Annotated in this window: 24 protein-coding genes; 16 read left to right on the forward strand and 8 right to left on the reverse strand. The window is 68.0% G+C overall.

The window, feature by feature from the left end; all coding sequences use genetic code 11:
* Window positions 1-40: 40 nt before the first annotated feature.
* From HL653_RS10020 to HL653_RS10035, 4 genes are all read left to right on the forward strand, one after another.
* The gene (locus HL653_RS10020; RefSeq protein WP_253717840.1) at window positions 41-1084 is read left to right on the forward strand and encodes a GDSL-type esterase/lipase family protein; all 1044 of its coding nucleotides are present in this window, start codon (window positions 41-43) and stop codon (window positions 1082-1084) included.
* 5 nt (window positions 1085-1089) lie between these two features.
* Window positions 1090-2538 carry an SGNH/GDSL hydrolase family protein gene (locus HL653_RS10025; RefSeq protein ID WP_171746888.1) on the forward strand — a complete coding sequence of 483 codons (1449 nt, stop codon included), beginning with the start codon at window positions 1090-1092 and terminating at the stop codon, window positions 2536-2538.
* A gap of 146 nt (window positions 2539-2684) precedes the next feature.
* Window positions 2685-4124 carry an MBOAT family protein gene (locus HL653_RS10030; protein ID WP_171744407.1) on the forward strand — a complete coding sequence of 480 codons (1440 nt, stop codon included), beginning with the start codon at window positions 2685-2687 and terminating at the stop codon, window positions 4122-4124.
* 138 nt (window positions 4125-4262) lie between these two features.
* Window positions 4263-4586 carry a hypothetical protein gene (locus tag HL653_RS10035; protein WP_171744408.1) on the forward strand — a complete coding sequence of 108 codons (324 nt, stop codon included), beginning with the start codon at window positions 4263-4265 and terminating at the stop codon, window positions 4584-4586.
* A 2-nt stretch (window positions 4587-4588) separates the two neighbouring features.
* On the opposite strand, the gene HL653_RS10040 is transcribed toward HL653_RS10035, so the two are convergent.
* Window positions 4589-5212, reverse strand: a complete 624-nt coding sequence (locus tag HL653_RS10040) for a LysE family translocator (protein ID WP_171744409.1) — start codon at window positions 5210-5212, stop codon at window positions 4589-4591.
* Window positions 5213-5415: 203 nt separating this feature from the next.
* Here HL653_RS10040 and nadA point away from each other — a divergent pair, with 203 nt between their 5' ends.
* The 6 genes from nadA to HL653_RS10070 all read left to right on the forward strand — a co-directional run bounded on the left by nadA (window position 5416) and on the right by HL653_RS10070 (window position 11062).
* Entirely contained in the window at window positions 5416-6420 is a 1005-nt protein-coding gene (gene nadA / locus HL653_RS10045; protein WP_253717841.1) for a quinolinate synthase NadA, read from the forward strand.
* A 7-nt stretch (window positions 6421-6427) separates the two neighbouring features.
* Window positions 6428-7786: a S9 family peptidase gene (locus HL653_RS10050; protein WP_171744411.1), complete on the forward strand. Its 1359-nt coding sequence runs from the start codon at window positions 6428-6430 to the stop codon at window positions 7784-7786.
* Between the two features lie 50 nt (window positions 7787-7836).
* The gene (gene nadC, locus HL653_RS10055; protein ID WP_253718026.1) at window positions 7837-8619 is read left to right on the forward strand and encodes a carboxylating nicotinate-nucleotide diphosphorylase; all 783 of its coding nucleotides are present in this window, start codon (window positions 7837-7839) and stop codon (window positions 8617-8619) included.
* 212 nt (window positions 8620-8831) lie between these two features.
* A complete protein-coding gene (locus tag HL653_RS10060) occupies window positions 8832-9254 on the forward strand; it encodes a hypothetical protein (RefSeq protein WP_171744413.1) in 423 nt (140 codons plus the stop codon).
* 13 nt (window positions 9255-9267) lie between these two features.
* Window positions 9268-9978: a ribonuclease T gene (locus tag HL653_RS10065; protein ID WP_171744414.1), complete on the forward strand. Its 711-nt coding sequence runs from the start codon at window positions 9268-9270 to the stop codon at window positions 9976-9978.
* 70 nt (window positions 9979-10048) lie between these two features.
* Window positions 10049-11062 carry a CorA family divalent cation transporter gene (locus tag HL653_RS10070; RefSeq protein WP_171744415.1) on the forward strand — a complete coding sequence of 338 codons (1014 nt, stop codon included), beginning with the start codon at window positions 10049-10051 and terminating at the stop codon, window positions 11060-11062.
* A 186-nt stretch (window positions 11063-11248) separates the two neighbouring features.
* Here the strand turns inward: HL653_RS10070 and HL653_RS10075 are convergent, their stop codons facing one another.
* Genes HL653_RS10075 through HL653_RS10085 form a run of 3 tightly spaced genes read right to left on the reverse strand, consistent with a single transcriptional unit; the run spans window position 11249 to window position 12621 of the window.
* Window positions 11249-11626 (reverse strand): hypothetical protein, encoded by a 378-nt coding sequence (locus tag HL653_RS10075; RefSeq protein ID WP_171744416.1) that lies wholly within the window; start codon window positions 11624-11626, stop codon window positions 11249-11251.
* Window positions 11623-12399 carry a phosphoribosylaminoimidazolesuccinocarboxamide synthase gene (purC, locus tag HL653_RS10080; RefSeq protein ID WP_171744417.1) on the reverse strand — a complete coding sequence of 259 codons (777 nt, stop codon included), beginning with the start codon at window positions 12397-12399 and terminating at the stop codon, window positions 11623-11625. The genes HL653_RS10075 and purC overlap by 4 nt, the downstream gene beginning before the upstream one ends.
* Window positions 12400-12621, reverse strand: coding sequence for a hypothetical protein (locus tag HL653_RS10085; protein WP_171742667.1), 222 nt, complete (start codon window positions 12619-12621; stop codon window positions 12400-12402).
* Between HL653_RS10085 and HL653_RS10090 the strand changes: the two genes are divergently transcribed.
* Window positions 12611-14233: a M28 family metallopeptidase gene (locus HL653_RS10090; RefSeq protein ID WP_253717842.1), complete on the forward strand. Its 1623-nt coding sequence runs from the start codon at window positions 12611-12613 to the stop codon at window positions 14231-14233. The two genes, HL653_RS10085 and HL653_RS10090, sit on opposite strands and share 11 nt — an antisense overlap.
* A gap of 130 nt (window positions 14234-14363) precedes the next feature.
* On the opposite strand, the gene HL653_RS10095 is transcribed toward HL653_RS10090, so the two are convergent.
* The gene (locus HL653_RS10095; protein ID WP_171744418.1) at window positions 14364-16433 is read right to left on the reverse strand and encodes a S46 family peptidase; all 2070 of its coding nucleotides are present in this window, start codon (window positions 16431-16433) and stop codon (window positions 14364-14366) included.
* A 68-nt stretch (window positions 16434-16501) separates the two neighbouring features.
* Window positions 16502-16666 carry a hypothetical protein gene (locus tag HL653_RS10100; RefSeq protein ID WP_171744419.1) on the reverse strand — a complete coding sequence of 55 codons (165 nt, stop codon included), beginning with the start codon at window positions 16664-16666 and terminating at the stop codon, window positions 16502-16504.
* Between the two features lie 272 nt (window positions 16667-16938).
* On the opposite strand from HL653_RS10100, the gene HL653_RS10105 reads away from it, so the two are divergent.
* Window positions 16939-17868, forward strand: coding sequence for a LysR substrate-binding domain-containing protein (locus HL653_RS10105; RefSeq protein ID WP_171744420.1), 930 nt, complete (start codon window positions 16939-16941; stop codon window positions 17866-17868).
* Here HL653_RS10105 and HL653_RS10110 read toward each other — a convergent pair.
* Both HL653_RS10110 and HL653_RS10115 read right to left on the reverse strand, forming a co-directional pair.
* On the reverse strand, window positions 17865-18695 hold the full coding sequence (locus HL653_RS10110; protein WP_171744421.1) for a hypothetical protein: 831 nt from the start codon (window positions 18693-18695) through the stop codon (window positions 17865-17867). The genes HL653_RS10105 and HL653_RS10110 overlap by 4 nt on opposite strands.
* Before the next feature lie 50 nt (window positions 18696-18745).
* A complete protein-coding gene (locus HL653_RS10115; protein ID WP_253717843.1) occupies window positions 18746-20512 on the reverse strand; it encodes a retroviral-like aspartic protease family protein in 1767 nt (588 codons plus the stop codon).
* Between the two features lie 130 nt (window positions 20513-20642).
* On the opposite strand from HL653_RS10115, the gene HL653_RS24165 reads away from it, so the two are divergent.
* From HL653_RS24165 to HL653_RS10130, 4 genes are all read left to right on the forward strand, one after another.
* Window positions 20643-21110, forward strand: coding sequence for a hypothetical protein (locus HL653_RS24165; protein WP_253717844.1), 468 nt, complete (start codon window positions 20643-20645; stop codon window positions 21108-21110).
* Window positions 21111-21202: 92 nt separating this feature from the next.
* A complete protein-coding gene (locus tag HL653_RS24170; RefSeq protein ID WP_253717845.1) occupies window positions 21203-21340 on the forward strand; it encodes a hypothetical protein in 138 nt (45 codons plus the stop codon).
* 43 nt (window positions 21341-21383) lie between these two features.
* On the forward strand, window positions 21384-21983 hold the full coding sequence (locus tag HL653_RS10125; RefSeq protein WP_171744422.1) for a TIGR02466 family protein: 600 nt from the start codon (window positions 21384-21386) through the stop codon (window positions 21981-21983).
* Window positions 21984-21989: 6 nt separating this feature from the next.
* Window positions 21990-23135 carry an MFS transporter gene (locus HL653_RS10130; protein WP_171744423.1) on the forward strand — a complete coding sequence of 382 codons (1146 nt, stop codon included), beginning with the start codon at window positions 21990-21992 and terminating at the stop codon, window positions 23133-23135.
* The last annotated feature ends 87 nt before the right edge of the window (window positions 23136-23222 follow it).

The raw sequence follows: 23222 nt of genomic DNA on the forward strand, positions 1-23222 counted from the left end.
CAAGCGGCCGCGCGCGCGGCAGTCGGATGCGGTGTCGCCCGTGCGCTTGCTTCTCGATCGAACCGCCGTCCTGTTCCTTGGCGTCGCCGCCGGGGCGGCGATCGGCTATGCGTTCGGTACGGGCAATGAAAGTCATCAGGCGGTGGAGTTGGCGCCCGATGCCGCGCCCGCACCGCCGCCGCCCTCCACGGTAGCGCCGCCTCCGCCCACCGGGCCCGAGCAGGCGCCTCCCGCGACCGACGAGCCCAAGCCCGAAAAGCCCACGCCGGCGCTCCCCGAGGCGCCCGTCGCGCTGACCGACGATCAGCCCCAGCCCGGCCTGGAAGATAGCGTGCGGCAGGGCCGCTCCGTCCGCATCGGCGTGTTCGGCGACAGTTTCGGCGACGGCGTCTGGTCGGGCCTCTACAAATTGCTGCCGGCGGGGCAGGGCTATCGCGTCGAGAAATACAGCCAGCAGTCGACCGGCTTCACCCGCTACAAGCGTCTGAATCTCGAGCAGCATGACGATGGCCGCATCGGCGATCAGCCGATGGACATCGCCGTCATCTCCTTCGGCGCGAACGACGCGCAGGGCGTGTGCGGCGACGACGGCAAGTGCGGCGCGCTGATGAGCAGTCGCTGGCAATCGATCATCGGCGCGCGCGTCGAATCCTATGTCGGAATGCTCCGCCGGCATGGCGCGTCGATCTACTGGGTCGGCCTGCCGGTGATGCGCGATCGCGGCTTCGATGCCGACGCGACCGCGATGAACGCTTTCTACCGCTCGCTGATGGGGCGGCTGGGCGTGCCCTTCGTCGATGTCCGCCCGCTCACCGTCGATGCCCAGGGCCAGTATGAAGCTTATTATCCCGACGATACGGGCGCGCCGAAGCTGCTGCGCGCGAATGACGGCGTCCACATGTCGATGAACGGCTATCTGCGGATCACGCGCCCGCTCGCCGCCCGCATCCGTGAGGCGAGCGACAGTGCGCGGCGCCAGCAAGGCGGGCAGCGCAGCGCGGCCCAGCAGGGCGACAGCCCGCCGGTCGCGGTGGCGCCGGCCGCCCCGCCGCTCACCCTGTCGCCGGATCGGCCGCAGCTGTGATCGGGATGTTGATGGCGGCCGCCGCCGCGCTGGGCGCGGGCGAGGGGCTGAGCAACGGGCAGGTGCTCAATCCCTTCTTCGCGAAGCTCGCGCGCTCGGGCTCGGCGACGCCCAACAAGGTCCGCCCGCTCCATATCCTCCAGATCGGCGACAGCCATACGGCCGGCGACATGATCTCGGGCGCCTGGCGCGAGGCGCTGCAGGCGCGCTACGGCAGCGGCGGACGCGGCGTGATGGCGCCCGGCCGCCCCTATGACGGCTATCTCACGCGCGGCATCACCGCCGCGATGTCGCCCGAGTGGAGCATCGCCGCCGATTTCGGCAAGGGCTGGAGCGAGGGACATCCGCCGCTCGGTATCTCCGCTTACACGCTCACCAGCCGCGCCGCGGGCGCGACGATGGCGCTGGATGCGGAGCCGACCGAGCGCTTCGATCGCCTCGTCCTGTGCGGCATGACCGGGCCGGGCGCGGGCGCCGTCACCGTCCGCATGGGCGACGTGAGCGATCGGCTGAGCTTTTCCTCCGCCTCGGCGCGCCCCGAATGCCGCACCGTCACCGCGCCCGCCGCGCAGACGCATGTCGATATCACCACCGATGGCGGCCCCGTCACCCTGACGAGCTGGGCCACCTTCTACGATCATGGCGGCGTGGTCGTCTCCAATCTCGGCGTGGTCGGCTCGCAGCTCGTCCATTTCAGCCGCACGGACGACAGCGTCGTCGCCGAAGAGCTGCAGACCTATGATCCCGATCTGATCGTGATCGCCTTCGGCACCAACGAGGGGTTCGCGCCGCGCGTCTCGTCGTTCGAATATGAGGCGATCCTGCGCAGCCAGATCGGCCGCATCCGCCGCATCGCGGGCAACGTGCCGATCCTGCTGCTCGGCGCGCCCGATGCGCTGACGCGGCGGAGCGAGCTGCTGGCCAACGGCCCCGGCGGGGACAGCAGCGCCTGCCGCGAAGAAAACGCGCCCTCCATTTCGCCGCCACCTCCGCCACCCACGCCGATCGGCGGCGGCAATCTCGCCGCCGCGATGGCGCGGCTCGGCACCTTCCTCGGCGTCATGCCGGGGGCGGATCCGTCGCTGCCCGCGCAGGCGGGCACCGCCCAGCCCGCCCAGCCTGCGGCGGCTCCGCAGCCACAGGCGCTCTATCCGCCCGGTGCGGTCGTCCAGAAGCTGCCCGCACGCGCGCCCGAGGGAGCGCGCACCCCGCTCTTCCCGCCGTCCGGCCTGTCGGTGGTGCGCGATGTCCAGCGGCGCGTCGCCGCCTCGCTCCATGTCGCCTTCTGGGATTGGGAGGGGCGCATGGGCGGCCGCTGCACCGCGCTGCGCTGGACCCGCGCCAATCCCCCGCTGATGCGGAGCGATTACGTCCACTACACGAAGGCCGGCGGCAAGGAGATCGCCGACCGGCTGGAAGCCGATCTGGATCGCCTGACCGGGGCGGGGCGGTGATGCCTCTTTTCCCCCGTTTGGTTCGAGCAGATTCGAGCGAAGCCGAGAAGCGACCGTCGAGAACCCTTCTCGACTGCGATCTCGACACGCTCGATCTTCGCTCGAAGCCAACGGATGGAGATCAGCCGGCGGGACAGCGTTAGCCAATGCTGTTCCCGACGCTCACCTTCGGGCTGTTCTTCCTCCTCGTCTTCTCGGTCACGTGGAGCGCCTCCGCCTCGAACGAGTGGCGCAAGATCCTGCTGCTGCTCGCCAGCTGGGTCTTCTATGGCGCGTGGGACTGGCGCTTCGTCGCTTTGCTGATCGCGTCCGCCTTCCTCAACTGGGGCATGGCGCGGCTGATCGAGCGGACCGATCCGGATACGGAAGAGCAGCCGAGCCGTACCGCCAAGACTTTGCTCCTGCTGGGCGTCGCCGCCAATCTCTCGATCCTCGGCGTCTTCAAATATTACGATTTCTTCCTGGAGCAGCTCGGCGCGATCCTCGCCGGGTTCGGCTTCGCGCGCGATATGCCGCTGATGCAGATCGTGCTGCCGGTGGGGGTGAGCTTCTTCACCTTCCAGGGCATGTCGTATCTGATCGACGTCTATAAGCGCCGGATCGCGGCCGAGAGCCTGCTGGACATCACCCTGCTGATGTCCTTCTTCCCGCATCTGGTGGCGGGGCCGATCGTGCGCGGTTCGGACCTGCTGCCCCAGTTCCGGCGGACGCCCGTGCTGACGCGCGACATGGCGGCGATGGGCCTCGTCCTGATCGTGTGGGGCCTGTTCAAGAAAGCGGTGGTCGCCTCGGAGATTTCGACCGGCCTCGTCGATCCGGTCTTCTTCGATCCCGCCTCGCATGGCAGCCTCGATCTGGTGGCGGCGGCCTATGGCTATGCGGTCCAGATCTACTGCGATTTCTCCGCCTATAGCGATATGGCGATCGGCATCGCGGCGTTGCTCGGCTACCGCTTCCCGCTCAATTTCGATCAGCCCTATCGCGCCGCCTCGCTCCAGGAATTCTGGCGCCGCTGGCATATCAGCCTGTCGAGCTGGCTGCGCGACTATCTCTATATCGATGCGCTGGGCGGCAACCGGAAGGGCTTCGCGCGCCAGTGCGTGAACCTGCTGGCGACGATGCTGCTCGGCGGGCTCTGGCACGGCGCGAAATGGACGTTCGTGATCTGGGGCGGGCTGCATGGCGGCGTGCTGGCGCTGGAGCGGATCTGGGATCGGTATCGGTATCGGCCGGAAGGCTTTCCGCGCCTGCCGCGCCTGCTGGGCATCCTGATCACCTTCCACATCGTCGTGCTCGGCTGGATCTTCTTCCGCGCCGAGAGCTTCGCGCAGGCGATCGCCTTCCTGGGCGGGCTTGTCGGCGGCGGCATGGCGGGGGCGGAGCTGGTGGTGACGCCGCTCGCGGTCGCGCTGATCCTGCTCGGCATGAGCTTCCATTTCGCGCCCGGCGATCTCGGCCAGCGCCTCGCCTTGCGCCTGCGCTGGCTGCCCGTGCCCGCGCTGGGCGCGCTGACGGCGCTGGCGATCATGATCATCGATGCGATGCGCTTCGAAGGCGTCGCCCCCTTCATCTATTACCAATTCTGATGATGGCTCGTCTCTCGTCCCACCCGTTGGCTTCGAGCGAAGGTTCGAGCCTGTCGAGAACCGAAGTCGAGAAGAGTTCTCGACGGTCGCTTCTCGGCTTCGCTCGAAGCTGCTCGAACCAAACGGTAAGGAGCTGACATGCCCCGCGAAACGCCGTCTCCAATCGATCTTCCCGACGATCCCGTCGAAGCCCCCGGCCTCGGCTGGACGGCGGGCGTGATCGCGATCGCCAGCCTGCTGCTGCTCGCGATCAATGCGGTTGCCCTGCGCGACTGGGCCAACGATCTCACGCCCAGTCCCGTGCAGGCGCAGCTGGCGGACGCGACGCAAGGCTGGCTGGATGTCACCGAGGCGGTCGGCATCGGCAAGCCCCGCGCCTGGCTCCACGATCAATGGAAGAAGGCCGAAAATGCGCGCTTCGGCGGCGCCGCGCCGGACGAGGGCGCCCCGCCCGCGCCCTGAGGCTAGCGGCTCGCCGCCAGATGCGCGCCGAGCCCGAGCAGCAGGGTTCCGCACAGGCCGTCGATCGCCCGGCGCAGGCGGAGATAGCGGCGCTGCACCGCGTCCGTCGCGAAGAAGTAGGCCAGCATCACATACCAGCCGCCCGAAATGCAGACGACCATCCCCAGCGTCACCGGCCCGAACCAGGACGGCGCGTGGGCGGGGTACATCGAACTGAACACGCTGGTCCAGAAGGCGCCGGCCTTGGGATTGGTGAGATTGGTGACGAGCCCCGCGCGATAGGCGCGCAGAGGCGTCGCCGGGATCGCCACCTGCCGCGCCACGCCGTCGCTTTTGCTCCGCGCGCTCCACAGCAATTTCAGGCCGAACCAGATCAGATAGGCGGCCCCGCAGAGCCGGATCAGGTCATACAGATGGCCCGCCCGCGCCAGCAGCGCCGCGACACCCGCCATCGCCAGCATCGCCCAGACGAGCGAACCGCTCGCGATGCCCGCCGCCACCGTCAGGCCCAGCCGGGTCCGTCCGGTCAGCGCCAGCTGGCTGATCAGCAGGAAATTCGGCCCCGGACTCGCGACCGCGATGAAATAGACGCCCGCGATCGCGGCGAGGGTGGGAAGGTGGGACATCCCCGCTGCTTACATGCCCCACCTGTCATGCTGAACCTGTTTCGGCGTCCATCGCCCATCCTTGCTGTCGCGCCCAGCGGAGAGGCCCGGCCATGGATCCTGAAACAAGTTCAGGATGACGGCGGCGCTGCGTGGCGTTTCCCACCAAGAATCTTCGACAAATGCCCGCGCCGCTCCTATCTGGCGCGGCGAGGAGATTGCCCGTGAACGCGCCCGTGACGAACCTTGCCGGCCTGGACCTTCGCGCCGAGATCGATCGGCTCCGCAAGGAGCGCAACGCCGTGATCCTCGCCCATTATTATCAGGTGCCGGAGATCCAGGATCTCGCCGATTTCGTGGGCGACAGCCTCGATCTGTCGAAGAAGGCAGCCGAGACGGATGCGGAGGTGATCGCCTTCTGCGGCGTGCGCTTCATGGCCGAGGTCGCCAAGATCCTCTCGCCGCAGAAGACGGTGGTGCTGCCGGACATGGCCGCCGGCTGCTCGCTGGAAGACAGCTGCCCGCCCGAGCAGTTCGCCGCGTTCCGCGCCGCGCACCTGGATCATCTTGCGCTCACCTACATCAATTGCTCGGCCGCGGTGAAGGCGCACAGCGACATCATCGTCACCTCGTCGTCGGTCGAGAAGATCCTGGCCCAGATCCCGCAGGACCAGAAGATCCTGTTCGCGCCGGACAAGAATATGGGCGCCTATTTCAACCGGAAGACCGGGCGGGACATGCTGCTGTGGCAGGGCGCCTGCATCGTCCACGAGGCCTTCTCGGAAACCGAGCTGCTGAAGCTCAAGATGCAATATCCCGATGCGCCGATCGCCGCGCATCCGGAATGCCCGGCCTATATCCTCGATTATGCCGATCAGGTGGGTTCGACGCGCGCCATCCTCGAATTCGCGCTGACGTCGCCCGCCGACACGATCATCGTCGCGACCGAGCCGCACATCATCCACCAGATGCAGAAGGCCGCACCCCACAAGACCTTCATCGGCGCGCCGGGCGCGGACGGGAACTGCAACTGCAACATGTGCCCGTATATGGCGATGAACAGCCTCGAAAAGCTGTACCTCGCGCTGCGCGATCTCAATCCGCGCATCGAGATGGACGAGGAAACCCGCCTCGCCGCCAAGCGCCCGCTCGACAAGATGCTGGAAATGGCGGCCGCCACGGTCGGGCAGGGGGATGTCGGCCGCCCGGCGATGGCGAAGGCGGACTGATCGGGCGATGATCCTGCTGATGCCGGCACCGGCGGCGCAGACCGCCGAGGCCGCGCCGCTGCCCTCGCTGAACGGCGAGTGGGACGGTGCGCTGCGGATCGCCGCCGGCATGGATCTCCAGCTCATCCTGCATCTGGCGGAGGCGGGGTCGACGCTCGAAAGCCCGGAGCAGTCGTCCCGCCGCATGCCGCTCACGGTCACGCGGGACGGGCCGAAGGTCGTCATCGATGTGCCGTCCATCGGCAGCCGGCTGGACGCGATGCTGTCCGCCGACGGACGTACGCTTGCCGGCGCCTTCACCCAGCGCGGCGTATCGAGCCCCGCGACCTTCACGCGCCGCGCACCCGGTGCGGCCGCGCCCGTCGCCGCGCGCCCGCAGGAGCCGAAGCCGCCTTTCCCCTATCGGGTCGAGGAGGTGAGCGTACCGGGCACGGGCGGCCTCATGCTGGGCTGCACGCTGACGAGTCCGCAAGGGCCGGGGCCGCATCCGGCCGTTCTGTTGATCGCGGGCTCCGGCCCGCAGACGCGCGACGAAACCGTCCTCGGCCATAAACCTTTCCTGCTGCTCGCCGATCGGCTCACGCGCGCGGGTGTCGCCGTGCTCCGCTGCGACAAAAGGGGCGTGGGCCAGTCGCAGGGCAGCTTTCCGAACGCTTCGATCGACGATTTCGCGGCCGATGCTGCCGCCGCCTTCGCGTGGCTGCGCGGCCAGCCGGGTATCGATCCCGCGCACACGGGACTGCTCGGGCATAGCGAGGGCGGCGAGGTCGCGCCGATGGTCGCCGCCACCGCGCATTCCTCCTTCCTTGTCCTGATCGCGCCGCCGGGGATCACCGGGGCCGAGACGCTGCTCGCACAGAAGCGCGTGATCGAGCTGGCGGACGGCGTGCCCCCCGCCACCGTGGATCAAAGCATCGCCCGTCAGCGCGGGCTGTTCGCGCTCGCCCTCTCGCAGGACGACGGCGCCACCGTCCGCACGAAGGCGCTCGCGCAAATGGCCGCGCGCGGCGCGACGGGCGCGCAGGCGCAGATGCTGGCCGATGGGCTGGCGCTCCCGTCCTTCCGCCGTTTCCTGTCCTATGATCCGATCCCGGCGCTCAGGGCGCTCCGCCAGCCGGTGCTGGTGGTGCAGGGGCTGCGCGATCTTCAGGTGACACCGGCCGATAATCTGCCGCCGATCAGGGCGGCGCTCGCCGGCAACGCAGGCGCCACCTTCGCCGAGCTGCCGGGCCTCAACCACATGCTCCAGCCCGCCACCACCGGCGCGCCCTCCGAATATCGCGGCATCGCCACCACGATCGACGAAGGCGCGCTGAAACTGATCGTGGACTGGGTAGGGCGGCAGACCAAACGGAGTGACGGGTGATCGAGAATTTTGATGTGGGTGCGTTCGTTCGCGCCACCCTGGCCGAGGATATGGGCCCCTCCGGGGATATCACCGCCGCCGCCGTGATCCCGGCCGGAGCGCGCTTTTCGGGCGTGATGGCCAGCCGTGAGGCGATTGCCGTGGCGGGTCTGCCGCTGGCCGAGGCGTTCTTCCGCGCGCTCGATCCCGATGTCGTGATCGACACGCCGATCCCGGAGGGCGATCGCGTCGCGGCAGGCACGGTGCTGATGCGGATCGAGGGCAAGGCGCGCGCGCTGCTCACGGCCGAACGCTCGGCGCTGAACACCGTCCAGCATCTCTCGGGCGTCGCCACGCTCACCGCCACCTATGTCGATGCGATCGCGGGTACGGGTGCCACCCTGCTCGATACGCGCAAGACGATCCCCGGCCTGCGCCTGATCGAGAAATATGCGGTCCGCATGGGCGGCGGGCGCAATCACCGCATGGGCCTGTGGGATGCGGCGATGATCAAGGACAATCATGTCGCGGTGGCGGGCGATATCGGCGCGGCGACCGCGCGGGCGCGCGACGCGGGCATCGCCAGCATCATCGTCGAGTGCGACCGGATCGACCAGATCGATCCCGCCATCGCCAACGGCGCCACCCATCTGCTGCTCGACAATATGGCGCCGCCGACGTTGCGGGAGGCGGTCGTGCTGGTGGCGGGACGCGTGCCGACAGAGGCCTCCGGCGGCGTGCGGCTGGATACGATCCGCGCGATCGCGGAAACGGGCGTCACCTATATCTCGGTCGGCCGGCTCACCCAGTCCGCGCCGGCGGTCGATATCGGGCTCGATTTCGAGGCCATCTGAGGGGGCGACCTCAGGTACCACTTCAAATCCGTTCGTGCTGAGCCTGTCGAAGCACCGTCCTTCTTTTTCGGCCGCCAAAGAAGAACGGCCCTTCGACAGGCTCAGGGCGAACGAGGTTTTGCCCGATCTTACTTCTCAAAATCGCTCCCTAGGGCAGCCTCCAAGGTTTTCCCGCGCGGCCGGCGGCGCTATCGTCGGCGCTTCGGGGGATTATGTCGCGGCCGGTTTCCATCGTGTTGTTCGAGCGTCTGTGGATCGCCGCGCTGATTCTCGGCGCGGTCAACATGGTCGTCGCGTGGCCGATGACGCTCGCTTTCTATCGGCAGACCGGCCTGTTCGCGGACCTCGGCGTGGCCCCGCGCTTCGGCTTGGCCTTGATCGACGCGATCAGCCTGCTGATCCCGCTCGCGGTGCTGGTCCTCGTATCGCGCGCCGCCAGCCGGATCGCGCGCTGGGTGGCGCTGCTGCTGGCGGCGTGGGCTCTGGTGGTGATCGGGCGGATGCTGGGTGAGCGCGATGTCGTGCCCGGATCGCGCGGAATGCTGGCGGTGATCTGCGTGTTTCTGCAGGTGGCGGGCGGGGCGATGCTGCTGCGCCCCGATGCCCGCGCGTGGATGAAGGGCAAGCGGGGATGAAGGGGAAACGGGAATGAAGATGCTCACCGCAGCGGCGCTCGCCGCCGCTATTCTGCCGCTGGCCCCGGCCGTCGCGGCGCCGATGTGCAACCTGCCGCAGCGTCTGTCCGCGCCCGAGGAGGAAGGCCCCAGCGCGCGCGAGCCACAGCGCGTGATGCCGATCGGCGGCTACACGCTTGCGATGATCTGGCTCGCGGAGAATTGCCGCAAGGGCGGTAGCAGCGGGGCGGGCTCGCTCGATTGCCGGGCGGGCGCGGGCAAGGGCGGCTTCGTCCTTCACGGCCTTTGGCCGGACGGCGTGGGCAAGGATTGGCCGCAATGGTGCGCGCCCGCCAGGCCGCTCGCTCCCGCCACCTTGCGCGCCCATTATTGCACCACGCCCTCCACTCAACTCGCCCAGCATGAATGGACCAAGCACGGCACCTGCATGCCCGGTTATGATGCGGAGCGTTATTTCGCCGAGGCGCGCAGCCTGTTCGCGGGCGTGCGCATGCCGAATCTGCGCGCGCTTTCCTATCGCGCGCCCAGCCGGCAGGACGTGCAGACCGCCTTCGCCGCCGCCAATCGCGGGATGACGGCCGACATGGTCCGCCTCAACGTGAACAAGCAGGGCTGGCTCGAGGAAATCTGGGTCTGCCTCGATCGCAATCGCCGCTGGACGGCCTGCCACATGCCCGCCCCGAAGCCGGACGAGCGCGTGAAGATCTGGCGCGGACGCGCCTGATCCTGCGGCCTGAGGGGGGAGGGCAGGGGGCCTGCCTTCGCGCCCGATTTGCGCTAAGAGTCTCGCCCGCATGACCCAGCCGATGGACCTTGCGGCGAGCGCCGACCACGCGATCGTTCCGGTCGCGCTCATCCAGCCCGGTATCATCTGGAGCTGCTGGAACGAGGGCGATGCGCTTGTCTTCGATCATGTCGAGCCGCCACAGGACGCGCCCTTCCGCTGGATCCACCTCGATCTGTGCGATCGGCGCAGCCAGCGTTGGGTGACGCACGAGGCGGGCCTGCCGGCGGAGGTCTCGGCGCCGTTCATCGACATCGATATTCGCGCGCAGGGCCATTGGCATCGCAATGCCCTGGTCCTGATCCTGCCCGATCTGGAGCGCGACTTCGATGAGGTGGAGACGGGACGCGTCGGCGCTCTGCGTGTCGCCTATCGCGATGGCCTGCTGCTGACGGGGCGTCACCGCCCGCTCAAGACGCCAGACACGCTGCGCGGCCGGCTCGCCGGGGCCGGGCCGATGGACGGGGTGAAGGCGCTGGAGCTGGTGTTCGCCGCGCTCGGCGATCTGGTGAGCGAGCGGACCCAGACGATCCTCAGCGAACTGCTCTCGCTGGAGGACCAGATCCTCGCCGACGAGGCGGCGCCCGACACGCGCCTGCTGGTGGCGATGCGGCGCCTGTCCGCGCGCCTTCACCGGATGACGGTGGGGATGCGATCGGCGCTGCACCGGCTGGAGGACGATCCCGGCCTGCCCGCCGATCTCGCCACCTTGGTATCGCGACAGGGCTCGCGGCTGAGCGCGCTGGATCGCGAGATCATCGCCGCGCAGGGGCAATTGCGCCTGCTGCGCGACGAGCTGGATCTGCAGGCGAACCAGCGCACGAACGAAAATGTCTATCTGCTCTCGGTGGTCACGGCGCTGTTCGTGCCCGCCACCCTCGTCACCGGCTTCTTCGGGATGAATACGGGCGGCCTGCCCGGCGAGCATGTCGCCGGCGGCACGACGATCGCCGCGATCGCCTGCGCGGCCTGCTCGGGCGCGACGTGGCTGGCACTCAGGCGGATGGGGCTGATCCGGCGGTGAGGGAGGGGGCTTCCCGGCCCGCGCTTTCTTATTCCCGTTCGTCCCGAGCGAAGTCGGGGGATCACAGCATCGAGCGTAGTCGAGATGCGTCGAACCAGGCGCCCCGATCCCGCATCTCGGCTCCGCTCGATGCTGACGGTGTCTCGACTGCGCTCGACACAAACGGGGTGGGAGCGGGCTAAGCCCTCAGACCGAATCGGCGCTCGGCACCAGCACGCACACCACGCCGCCGTCGCGCGACGGCAGCACGATCGGCTCGCCCGGCGGCAGCGCGTCGATCTCGGCCTTTTCCTTGGGCGGGAGCGGGATGTTCAGCGTGCCGCGGCCGCGATCGAACACATAGCCCTTTTTGGTCAGGATCGTCGCGACCTTGTTCAGATCGTGGACCGGCTCCAGCTCCTTCATCGTCGCGGGGTCCAGCGTCCCGCGATAGGAGATGGCGTCGCAATTGAGGTTGACCGGTTCGGGCCGGCTCTCCTCTGCGGCTTTGGGGGCGGCCTGCAACGCGCCGGCCGAAGCCAGCATCATCACCGTTGCGATCAAGAGGCCGCCTGCCCGCATCATTCGCCCCGCTTCTTGCGATGCTCCGCCATGTCCAGCACCGTATTCTCGCCTTCCGGCATGAGACCGAGGCGGCGCGCAATCTCCTGATACGCCTCCACTTCGCCGCCCAGATCCTGGCGGAACCGGTCCTTGTCCAGCTTCTCGCCCGTGGTCATGTCCCACAGGCGGCAGCCGTCCGGGCTGATCTCGTCGGCCAGGATGATCCGGCTGAAATCATTCTCCCAGATCCGGCCGAATTCCAGCTTGAAGTCGACCAGACGGATGCCGACGCCCGCGAACAGGCCGGTCATGAAATCGTTCACGCGGATCGCCATGTCGGCGATGTCGTGCATCTCGTCCTGGCTGGCCCAGCCGAAGCAGGCGATATGCTCTTCGGAGACGAGCGGATCGCCCAGCGCGTCGTCCTTGTAATAATATTCGATGATCGTGCGGGGGAGCTGATAGCCCTCCTCCAGCCCGAGGCGCTTCGAGAGCGAGCCGGCGGCCACGTTGCGGATCACCACCTCGATCGGCACGATCTCGCACTGGCGGATCAGCTGCTCGCGCATATTCAGGCGGCGGATGAAGTGCGTCGGAACGCCGATATTGCCGAGCAGGGTGAACACATGCTCGGAAATCCGGTTGTTCAGCACGCCCTTGCCGCTGATCGTGCCCTTCTTCTGGGCGTTGAACGCGGTCGCATCATCCTTGAAATACTGGATCAGCGTGCCGGGCTCGGGACCCTCATAGAGGATCTTGGCCTTGCCTTCGTAAATCTGCCGGCGGCGGGACATTCATTTCCCCAAGGTGCGTCGAAACGAAACGCCCCGCTCGCGACGTACAACGGCGCGTGCGGGGCGAGAGGCCACCATATAGTCGAGCCCGCCGATCATCGCAACGAAAGGCTGGCATGGCCGCACGGCTCGGCGCATGACGATCGCGAAACGGAGATCATGAATGCGGCGAATGGCGATCGGAACGGCTTTGGCGGGCATGATGGCGACGATGACGGCCATCGGGGCCGCCACGGCGTCAGGTGCGCAAGGCCCGCAGGTGAGCGCCGCGCGCATGACGGCGATCGTCCGCGAGATCACCACCTCGCCCTATCAGGGCCGCGCGCCGGGCACGCCGGGCGAGGAGCGCACGATCGGCTATCTCGCCCGCGAATATCGCGCGGCCGGGCTGCAGCCGGTGGGTGCGGACGGCGGCTTCACCCAGAACGTCCCCCTGATCCGTACGAAGCTGGCGCCGACCACGCAGGTCACGATCGAGACCGCCGCCGGCCCGGTCGCGCTCACCGAGGGGCAGGGCATCTATGTCAGCACGGTGCGCGATACGGATCGCGTCGCGATCGACAAGGCGCCGCTGGTGTTCGTCGGCTACGGCGTCACCGCGCCCGAACGCGGCTGGGATGATTTCAAGGGCGTCGATCTGAAGGGCAAGATCGCCGTCTTCCTCGTCAACGATCCCGATTTCCACGCGGCGGAGGGCGAGGCGGTCGCGGGCAAGTTCGGCGGCCAGCGCATGACCTATTATGGCCGCTGGACCTACAAGTTCGACGAAGCCTCCCGCCATGGGGCGATCGGCGCGCTGATCGTGCACGAGACGCCGGGCGCGGGCTATGGCTGGGAGACGGTGAAGGCCCCCGGCGGCGAGAATTACGATATCGTCCGCTCGGACTATCGCGTGGCGATGCAGGGCTGGCTGGAGGGCGCCGCCGCCACCGATCTGTTCCGCCGCTCCGGTCTCGATCTGGCGGCTTTGTCCGTCGCCGCCCGGCGCGCCGATTTCCGCCCCGTGCCGCTTACCGGCGCCACGCTCAGCATGGATGCGCCGGTCGAGATCGCGCATGTCGAGAGCCACAATGTGATCGGCATGATCAAGGGCAAGACGCATCCCGAGGAAACGATCGTCTATGGCGCGCACTGGGACGCTTATGGCGTCGGTGCGCCGGATGCGCAGGGCAAGACGATCCGGCAGGGCGCCGCCGATGACGGCACGGGCGTGGCCGGCGTGCTGGAGCTGGCGCGCCTATTCAAGGCGGCGCCCCAGCCCGATCGCACGATCGTCTTCGCTTTGTGGACGGGCGAGGAGCGGGGCCTGCTCGGCTCCGAATATTATGCGGCCCACCCGCTCTTCCCGATCGCGCAGACCGTCGCGACGCTGACGATGGACGTGCTGCAGACGGCGGGCCCTGCGAAGGACGTGGTTCTCGTCGGGGACGGCCAGAGCGAACTGGAGGACATGCTCGCCTCGGCCGCCGCCGTGCAGAAGCGCACGATCACGCCCGAGGCCCTGCCCGAGCGCGGGCTCTTCTTCCGCGCCGACCATTTTTCGCTCGCCCGGCGCGGCGTGCCCGCTCTGCTGCTGATGGGGATGAGCGGCGGCCACGATCTGGTGAAGGGCGGCCGCAAGGCGGGCGACAAGTGGCTGGCCGATTACATGAAATGCTATCACCAGCCCTGCGACGAGGTGACGCCCGGCTGGAACCTCGCCGGCGCCGCGCAGGACGTGCAGCTCTTCTACGACATCGGCGCGAGCCTCGCGAACAGCCGGACGTGGCCGGATTGGCGCGCGGGCAGCGAGTTCAAGGCGCTGAGGGCTCAGACGGCGGAAGCGCGGAAGTGAGTTCACTCCTCCCCCTGCAAAGGGGGAGGTGGCATCGCGTAGCGATGACGGAGGGGGTGGCGTGGCGCGTCCATCCCCTCCACCATGCTTTGCATGGTTCCCCTCCGCCCTGCAGGGGGAGGATCTGAGGTTACTTCCCGTGCAGTTCCGCCAACAGCCTCGGCGCCGGGTAGATCTTCGTCAGGGCCTCCTCCACCGCCACGGTCGAGACCGAGACGCTGCGGTTCAGCGCGCCGTCGAAGCCGAAATTGCCGCCCAGCGAGTGGATGTTGCCGTCGAACACCGCGCCGATCACGGCGCCCTTCGCGTCCAGGATCGGCGAGCCCGAATTGCCACCGATAATGTCGTTGTCGCTCACGAAATCGACCACCTTGGTCTTGTCGATCTTCGGCTCGGCGGCCAGCACCTTGGGCGGCAGCTTGAACGGATCGGCCCCCGTCGCGCGCTCATACATGCCGGCGAACATCGTCGTCGGCGTCACCGTCACGCCCTGATAGGTCCAGCCTTTCACCGCGCCGTAGGACAGCCGCAGCGTGAAGGTCGCGTCCGGATAGAGATCGGTGCCGTAGACCGCGAAGCGGGCCTGCGCGAGCTTCGACTGGGCGGCGATGGTCGGCGCCTCCACCTCGAAGCGGTAGCGATCCTTGATCGCGCGTGCGTCTGCGTCATGCGCCAGCACGTACTTGATCAGCGGATCGTCCGAGGCCTGCACCGCGGCCAGACCGCCCGCGAACAAGGCCGCGCGCACCTTGGGATCGGCCAGCTTCGTGCCCGTCACCAGCCGCTGCGCCACCTGCTCGGGGCTTTCCTTGCCCAGCAGCGCCTTCACCGGCGGCGCATCGGTCGTCAGCGCCTCGCGCGCCTTGGAGAGCCAATAGGCGATGCCGATCTCCTCCAGCCACGGATAGACGGGCTTGTCGTCGGTCAGCTGCTTTTCCAGCAGGGGGAGCTTGCTGTCCTGATAGTCGGGGAGCCGCTCGGCATTGGGCTTGGCGCGCTCCTGCGCGGCGCGGACGATCGTGCGCGCATCGGCATAGAGATCGGAGAAGCCCCCCGCGCGCAGCTCCAGCCAGTTATAGGGCTTGTAGATGTCGCGATAGACGGCCTGCACCTTGGCGACATCGCCCCATGGATCGCCCACCTTCCGCGCGATCGCGGGATCGGCCGCCACCTTCGCGCGCAGTTCCGCCTCGTTCCGCGCCAGCTTGCCCGCGAAATCGGGATCCAGCAGCGCCTGCCACTGGCCGTAACGCGCCTTGTAGCTGTTCTCGATGCCGAACAGCAGATCCTGCCCGGTGCGCGTCTTCTCGGGGTCGCCCGCCGTCGCGGCGATCAGCCGGCCGCGTATCTCGGCCAGATACAGTTCCAGCGCGGGCAATGAGACGTCCCGCTGAAATGCCATCTGCGATTGCGTCAGCAGGCGCTGCGTCGAGCCCGGATTGCCCGAGATGAAGACGACCTCGCCTTCCTTGGGCGGCCGCGCGGCCCAGGTCAGGTGCTGCGGCGTCGCGACCGGCTTGTCGTTCTCGTAAATGCGGAGGAAGGCCGCATCGAGATCGTAGCGCGGGAAGTTGAAATTGTCGGGATCGCCGCCGAAGAAGGCCGCATCCGCCTCTGGCGCATAGACCAGCCGCACGTCCGAATATTTGCGGTAACGATAGAGCTTGTACTGGCCGCCGCCGAACAAAGTGACGACCTGGCAGCGCTCGGTCGCGGGATCCTTGCAGCCTTCCTTTTCGATCGCGGCGACCTCGCCGTCGCGCGCCTTGGCCAGCGCCGCTCCGGTCAGGGTGCCGATCGCTTTCTGCACGCGCGCGGTCATGTCGGTGATGGCGGTGACGATCTCGGCCTGCTGCCCCGCGCATTTGCGCTCGTCGGACAGCGTCGCGGCGAGAAAGCCGCCCGCGACATAGTCGACCTTGTCGGTCGAGATCTGCTGCGCGCAATCGCGCACGCAATGATGATTGGTGAGGACCAGTCCCTGTCCCGACACGAGGCTGGACGAGCATCCGCCGGTGAGGCGGAGCGAGGACATCCGCACGCGATCGAGCCAGGCCTGATCGGGTTCGAAGCCGTAGGCGGCCTTCACCTTCGCGGAGGGGAAGGCATCGAAGGTCCACATGCCTTCGTCGGCGGAGGCGGCGGTGAGAGGAAGGGCAGCGGCGGCCAGCAAGGCGGCGGCCGAATGGGCAAGCTTCATGAGATGGCGTCCCCTGATCGTAATGGCGCCGAAGCTAGCCAGCGATCAGAGGACTGCCAAGCAGGCGCTCAGCGCTTGCGCGTGAGCTGGACGGGTTCGTTGGCAGGCCAGGCCTGATGCGCGCCCCACCAGCGCACGAAGGCGCGGGCGGCGCCGATCGGGGACGACAGGAGCGGCACGGGCGCGATGCTGCGATGCGCGGCCAGTCCGTCGAGATCCTTCATGTGATACATAAGCTAATTCTCCTTTCCGCGCCGCGTTCGATCCGGGTTGGGCGATCCGCTGGCGCGAGTCTGGAATGCGCCTGTTCGATAAGGAGCGCCAATCAATCGTTGCAGGAGTGGCATAAGTAGGGCTTATGCATCTTTGCGATCCGTTGGCTTCGAGCAGCCATCGAGCCTGCCGAGATGGCGTGTCGAGAAGAGGACCGTCGGGATGTCTCGATACGGGTTCTCGGCAAGCTCGAACCCTACTCGACCCCAACGGATTGGGAGGAAGTATCAGAATGCGCCAGATCCCGCCGCTCGCCGCCGTCCGCGTGTTCGAGGCGGCCGCGCGCCATCTCAATTTCACCGCCGCCGCCCACGAACTGGGCATGACGCAGGCGGCCGTCAGCTATCAGATCCGCCTGCTGGAGGAGCGGCTGGGCACCGCGCTGTTCACGCGTGGGGGGCGGCGCGTGGTGTTGACGGAGGCGGGGCGGCAGGCGGCGCCGCTCGTGTCGGAGGCGTTCGATACGCTGGATCATGCCTTCGGCTTCGCGCGGGCCGAAACGGATCAGGTCCTGTCGCTCACCGCGATGGTGTCCTTCGCCAGCGCGTGGCTCGCACCGCGCCTTGGCCGCTTCCAGCTCGCGCATCCCGATGTCGCGTTGCGGCTGGAAACGAGCAATTTCGTGCAGGATTTCGCCAAATCGGGCTTCGACATCGGCATTCGTACCGGGCGCGATCCGGCGGCGTGGCCCGGCATGGTCGCCCACTTCCTCCACCGCGTCCATTTCACGCCCATGTGCAGTCCGGATTTCGCGCGGCGCCTGGGCGGCCTCACCGATCCCGCCCAATTGCTCACCGCGCCGCGCTTGGCCTCGGACGCGGACTGGTGGGATCTGTGGTTCAAGGCGGCGGGCGTGCCCACCGTCGTCTCGATGGCCCCCGCCACCCGCTTCGACGCGCAGAATCTGGAGGCGCAGCTGGTGATGGCGGGGCAGGGCGTCACCTTGCTCACCCCCACCTTCTGGACCGCCGAGCTGGCCGACGGCCGCCTGATCCGCCCGTTCGAGACGGTCGCGTTCGACGGCGTCTGCATGTGGCTCGTCTATCCGGAGCCCAAGCGCCGCCTCCGCAAGATCCGCCTGTTCCGCGACTGGCTGATGGAAGAATATGCGATCCACGCGCGCACCGACACGACGGGGGCGTTCGTGGCGCCGGGTAGCTAGTCCTGAGCGCCCAGCCAGCGTCGCACGAACCGGATCCCGAATATCAATATGATCGCCGCCGCCAACCACGGAAGCAAGGTGATCGCGAGCATCACGATCACCGCGCTGCCGCTTACGATATTGGCCCAGCCATCCTTGATCGCGCCGAGAATGGGCCCGTCACTATAGCCGAGATCGATGACGCCAGAAGCGTAGTGCAGCGTCATCGGCGTGCTGCCCAGCAACAGCGCGGCATCCGCCCGGCTGGATGCCGCGGCGCGGCGCGTATCGCGAAGCTGCATCAGTCGCTGTTGAAGCGTGGTGCGCTCGGCTGAAGGCAGGCCGGGTTGGGTCAGTTGGGCAGTGATCTTGGTTTCTTCGTCGGAGGCGCTTTCGGCCGCGCGATCAGCGGCGGCCACCACGCTGCCCGCATCGGTGCTGTCGATCTCGCTGTCCGTCAGCATCCCGCCATTGGCGACGGTGGCGGCGATGCTCTGCTTGCCGAACTGCCGGGCGATCTCCGGCGCGAGCTTCACGTTGAGCGTGGCGGAGATCGTGCGGTTGCGGCCGGCATGATATTCCATGCCCGTGATCCGGCATCGTGGCGCGAGCTTCTCGCACTCGGAGGCGTGCTGCTCTTGCGTCTTGGCGACGGCCGCCACCGGCAGGCGGAAATAATAGGAATAGGTGAGCGCGACGCCGGGCACGGCGGTTACGCTGACATTCGGCCCCGCCATCTCCTGTGCGGCGGTGGGCGCGGCAGGCGTGTCCTGCTGCTCTCCGGGTTGCTCCGCCTTGCTGCAGGCCGTCAGCGCGGCCAGCACCATCACTACAACGGATTTCCGCATGAATCTCCCCCCGACGCCAGCTTAGCGGTCCGTTCGATCCCAGCAAGCGCCTAGCCGTCCAGCCCGAACCTCTTCGCCCGTTCGCCCAGCTTCGGATCGATCGCCAGCGCGGCATCGCGGTCGGCCTTGGCGCCGGCCGCGTCGCCCATCTTCGCCTTCACCAGCCCACGCGCGTAGAGCGACCAGCCCGCCTTCGGATTGGCCTTGATCGCCGCGTCATAATCCGAAAGCGCCGCGTCCCAATTGCCCTGCCGCAGTCGGATCATGGCCCGGCTGTCCAGATAAGCGGGGCTGCCCGGTCGCATCCGCAGCGCCGCGTTGCAATCGTCCAGTGCCCCGTCCAGCTCCCGATCGAGCCGCCCGCGCAGCCAGCAGCGGCCGTTCAGCGCGCCGGGCCGCGCCGCATCCTCCTTGTGGCTGTCGAGCCAGGCGCCGTAATTCGCCAGCGCCAGATCGGGCAGATCCGCCGCGTCGGCCATCTGGGCCAGCCGCAGCCGGCGTGCGGCGCCGGGCGGCAGGAGCGCGTCGATCGCCTTGATATCCTCACCCGCACCCGCCGGATCGTGCGCGCCCAGCCGCAATGCGGCGCGGATGCCGTGCGCTTCGGTGTCCTTGGGGTCGAGCTGGATCGCCATGTCGAGATCGGCGGAGGCCAGCAGCGGCTGCCCCTTGGTCAGCCGCGTGGTGGCGCGCAGGCGATAATAGCGGGCTTCCTCGGGCGCCAGGCGGATCGCTTCGTTATAATCCGCGATCGCATCGTCCGGCTTCTGGTTGGAAAGCGAAACAGAGCCACGCCGGGCGAAGCCCTCCGCATCGGTGGGCGCGGCGGACGTGTCCTTCAGGTCCACCGTGGCGCCGTCCGTCGTCACCACACCTTTCGGGTTGAGCCCGAACAGGGGGCCGCCCTCATAGGTGAGGATCATGCGGTGCAGCCTGTTCGACACGTAGATGCGGTGGGTGAGGAAGAAATCCGCGCCGATCAGCATGTCGGCGGCGCCCAGCGTGACGGCGCTGAAGCGGATCTGCGGATCGCGGATCTGCTCGCCGCCAATATCCAGCAGGCCGAACGTCGCGCGCCACGCCCGCGTGACGCCGGTGCCGAGGCCGGAGGAGGTGCCCGCGTCGCTCACGCCCGGGCTGGTGGCGGTGATCCCGGCCCGTTTCGCGCCCGCCAGCGTCAGGATCGAGGAGGGCGCCCCCGTATCGAACACGGCGCGCAGCTTCACGCCGTTCAGCGTGACGGTGCCCATCGTGTGCCGCTGGGTGGGCGTCATCAGCTCCAGATTGACGATCGAGACCGGCCGCCCCTCCGCCCAGTACGGCAATTGCTCGATCGCGCAGTCGCTCGCCTTGAACAGCCGCACCGCGCCGTGCGGCAGATCATATTCGACGTCGCCGATGCCGAGGATATTCTGGCCGAGCAGCCCCGATTGCCCCATGTCGGTGCCGCCGACGATGAAGGACACGCGCGGCAGCTTCACCCCCGCCAGCCCGAAATCGTCGACATAGGCCATCGAGGCATGGGCGGTGCCGTTCACGCCGCCCAATCGGAACGTGGGAGGCAGCGCCTGCAGCTTCAGCCCGAACTGATCGGCCGCCGCGCGCGGGATCGTGCTGTAGAAGGCTCCGCTGTCGAGGATGAACTGCGCATCCTTGCCGTTGATCTGCGTCGCGACGAGCGGCCGCGCCCCCCACATCGATACCGGCAGCTCGATATACCGGGCGAGCTGGCAGGCGGCGTCCGCCGGCGCGGCGACGGCGAGGGCTGCGAACACGGTCGCGAGAGCGAGGCGCTGCGAGGGTCGGGGGCTCATCATCGCTCCGCAATCGTGATGCCGCAGGTGTGACAGCGGCGTGAGTCCGTTTCAATACGATGGCGGCCGGCGTTCATCTTCTCGTCGATTATCGACTAACATGCATCATCAACGGGATCTGGAGGATCGATCGATGCGCGCTTCACTCGCTCTGCTGATCGCGTTCTTGCCGGGGGCGGCCATGGCCCAGACACCGCCGGAGCTTTCCGATCTGGTCGGGGCGCGGGGCGCGGGCGGCGAAACCCAGCTGGAGGCGCGCGGCTATCGCAACATCCTCACCAATGCGGTGCGGGATACCAAATACAGCTTCTGGTGGAACGAGCGCCGTCGCCAGTGCATCTCGGTGGCCACCACCGAGGGGCGCTATGCCGCGATCCAGATCGTGCCGCCGGGCAATTGCGATGCCGTCGGTGATGAGGGCGCGCCGCCGCCACCTCCACCAGGTCACGCGGATCGCATCGATCTGGTCTGCATCGGATCGGGCAGCGGGCCGGCCGCACGGAGCGACTCCGGCTATCGCTACAACAGCAAGACCCGCAATCGGAATACGGCACCACGCTCGGCCGCGAGGGCTTCTCGTCCGATCTGGAGATACGGATAGACGGCGGCCTCGGCCGCGTCCGCCCGAGCGGCAAGCTCGTCTCACCGATCCATTCGGGCGGCACCGAAGGCTGGTGGCCGATCGAGAGGCTGATGGTGACGCCCGACCGGATCACCGGTTCCTATCGGATGAACGGCCTGAACACGCCGCGCCTCGATTATGACCGCCGCACGCGCATCGTCCGCATCCGCGCCGCCACCGAATTTACCGGGCGGTGCGAAGAACAATAGCTGGGCGATTGGCAATCCGTCCCGCCCACCCTATCGGCAGGGCATGACGACGCGCAGGCTGTTCGCGACGCTCTTTTCGGAGAGCGCGCTCGATGATCCCGTCTTGCTGGACGAATTGGAGCATAGCTGCCGCACGCTGGCGGAGGATGACGGCGCGGGCCGCGCCTGGTCGAAGGCGCACGGCTATCGCGGCTACACCTCCTATGCCTCGCTGAACGATCTGCCCCAGCGCGATCCCGTCTTCGGGGATCTGGTCAAGAAGCTGAACCGCCATGTCTCCGCCTTCGCCCGGGAATGCGCGTTCGCGCTCGCCCGGCCACCCAAGCTCGACAGCCTCTGGGTCAACGTGATGAAGCGCGGCGCGGTCCATTCGGGCCATATCCACCCGCACAGCATCATTTCGGGCACGATCTACGTCGCCGTTCCGCCGGGGTCGGGCGCGCTGAAACTCGAGGATCCGCGCCTCGCGATGCTGATGGCCGCGCCTACGCGCCTGCCTGATGGCGCGCCCGATCTGCAGCCCTTCGTCTATGCCGAGCCGACGCCCGGCGCGATCTTCCTGTGGGAAAGCTGGCTGCGGCACGAAGTGATGCCGAGCGAGGCGAAGGACGAGCGCATCTCGATCAGTTTCAACTATCGCTGATCGGCCGTGGCGAGGTCCTCCTTCCTGCCGCGCCTCGGCCTGCTGCCCGCAACGCGCCTGTCCTTCACCACGTCGGGCTATGCGATCTCGGCCTGGGCGCCGCTGATCCCGCATGTGAAGGAGCAGATCGGGCTTTCGGCGGGTGAGCTTGGCCTTACCCTGCTGGCGTTCGGCGCGGGATCGATGGTGATGATGCCGCTGGCGGGCGGGCTGATCGGACGCTTCGGCTGCCGCCGCCTGATCGAGATCGGTGGCGTCGGGATCGCCGTGATCCTGCCCTGCCTGGGCCTGATGCGCTCGGCGGTTCTGCTGGGGGCGGCCCTGTTCTGTTTCGGGCTGGCGATGGGGCTGCTCAGCTCCGCGCGCAACATCCACGGCATCGCTACCGAGCGCGCGCTGGGCCGCCGCCTGATGTCGGGCTTTCACGGCTTCTACAGCGTCGGCTGCGTGCTGGGCGCGGGCACGATGAGCATCCTGATGGGCCTCGGCGTGCCGCCGCCCGCTGCGGCCGCCGTGGTGGGCGCGATCATCATTCTCGCCATCATCCTGTCGGCGCCGCAGATCACGGACGAGCGCACCGCCTCCGGCCCGGCTTATGCGCCGCCGCGCGGGGTGGTGCTGGTGATCGGCCTGCTCTGCTTCGTCGTGTTCATGGCCGAGGGATCGGTGCTGGACTGGAGTGCCCTGCTGCTGACGGGACACTTCAGGCTGGACGGCGCGCGCGCGGGCCTCGGCTATGTCGCGTTCGCCACGATGATGACGATCGGCCGCCTCACCGGCGACCGTCTCGTCCGCCGGCTGGGCGACAGGATGATGCTGACGTGGAGCCCTGCGCTGGCGGCGGTGGGCTTCGTCGTCGCGACCTTGCCGGTTCACTGGACGCTGGCGGTGGCGGGCTTCGCGATGGTGGGCGCGGGCGCGGCCAATATCGTGCCCTTGCTCTACAGCGCGGTCGGCCGCCAGACCGTGATGCCCGCCAATCTCGCGCTCACCGCCGCCGGATCGATCGGCTTTGCCGGCATCCTGATCGGCCCCGCCGCGATCGGCTTCATCGCGCAGGCGACCAGCCTCGCGGCGGCTTTTCTCGTGCTGGCGGCGATGGTGGCGGTCGTCTCGCGCATCGCGCCGACGGTGCTGAAAAGCGCGGGCTGAGGTCGCGCTTGCCAGGCGAGTGAGCGAATGACTGACGGGGTAGAGAGTGGGCGATATATCCGATCGTCATCCCGGCCTTGATCCGGG

The organism is Sphingomonas sp. AP4-R1 (assembly GCF_013113735.1).
GTDB lineage: Bacteria > Pseudomonadota > Alphaproteobacteria > Sphingomonadales > Sphingomonadaceae > Sphingomonas_I.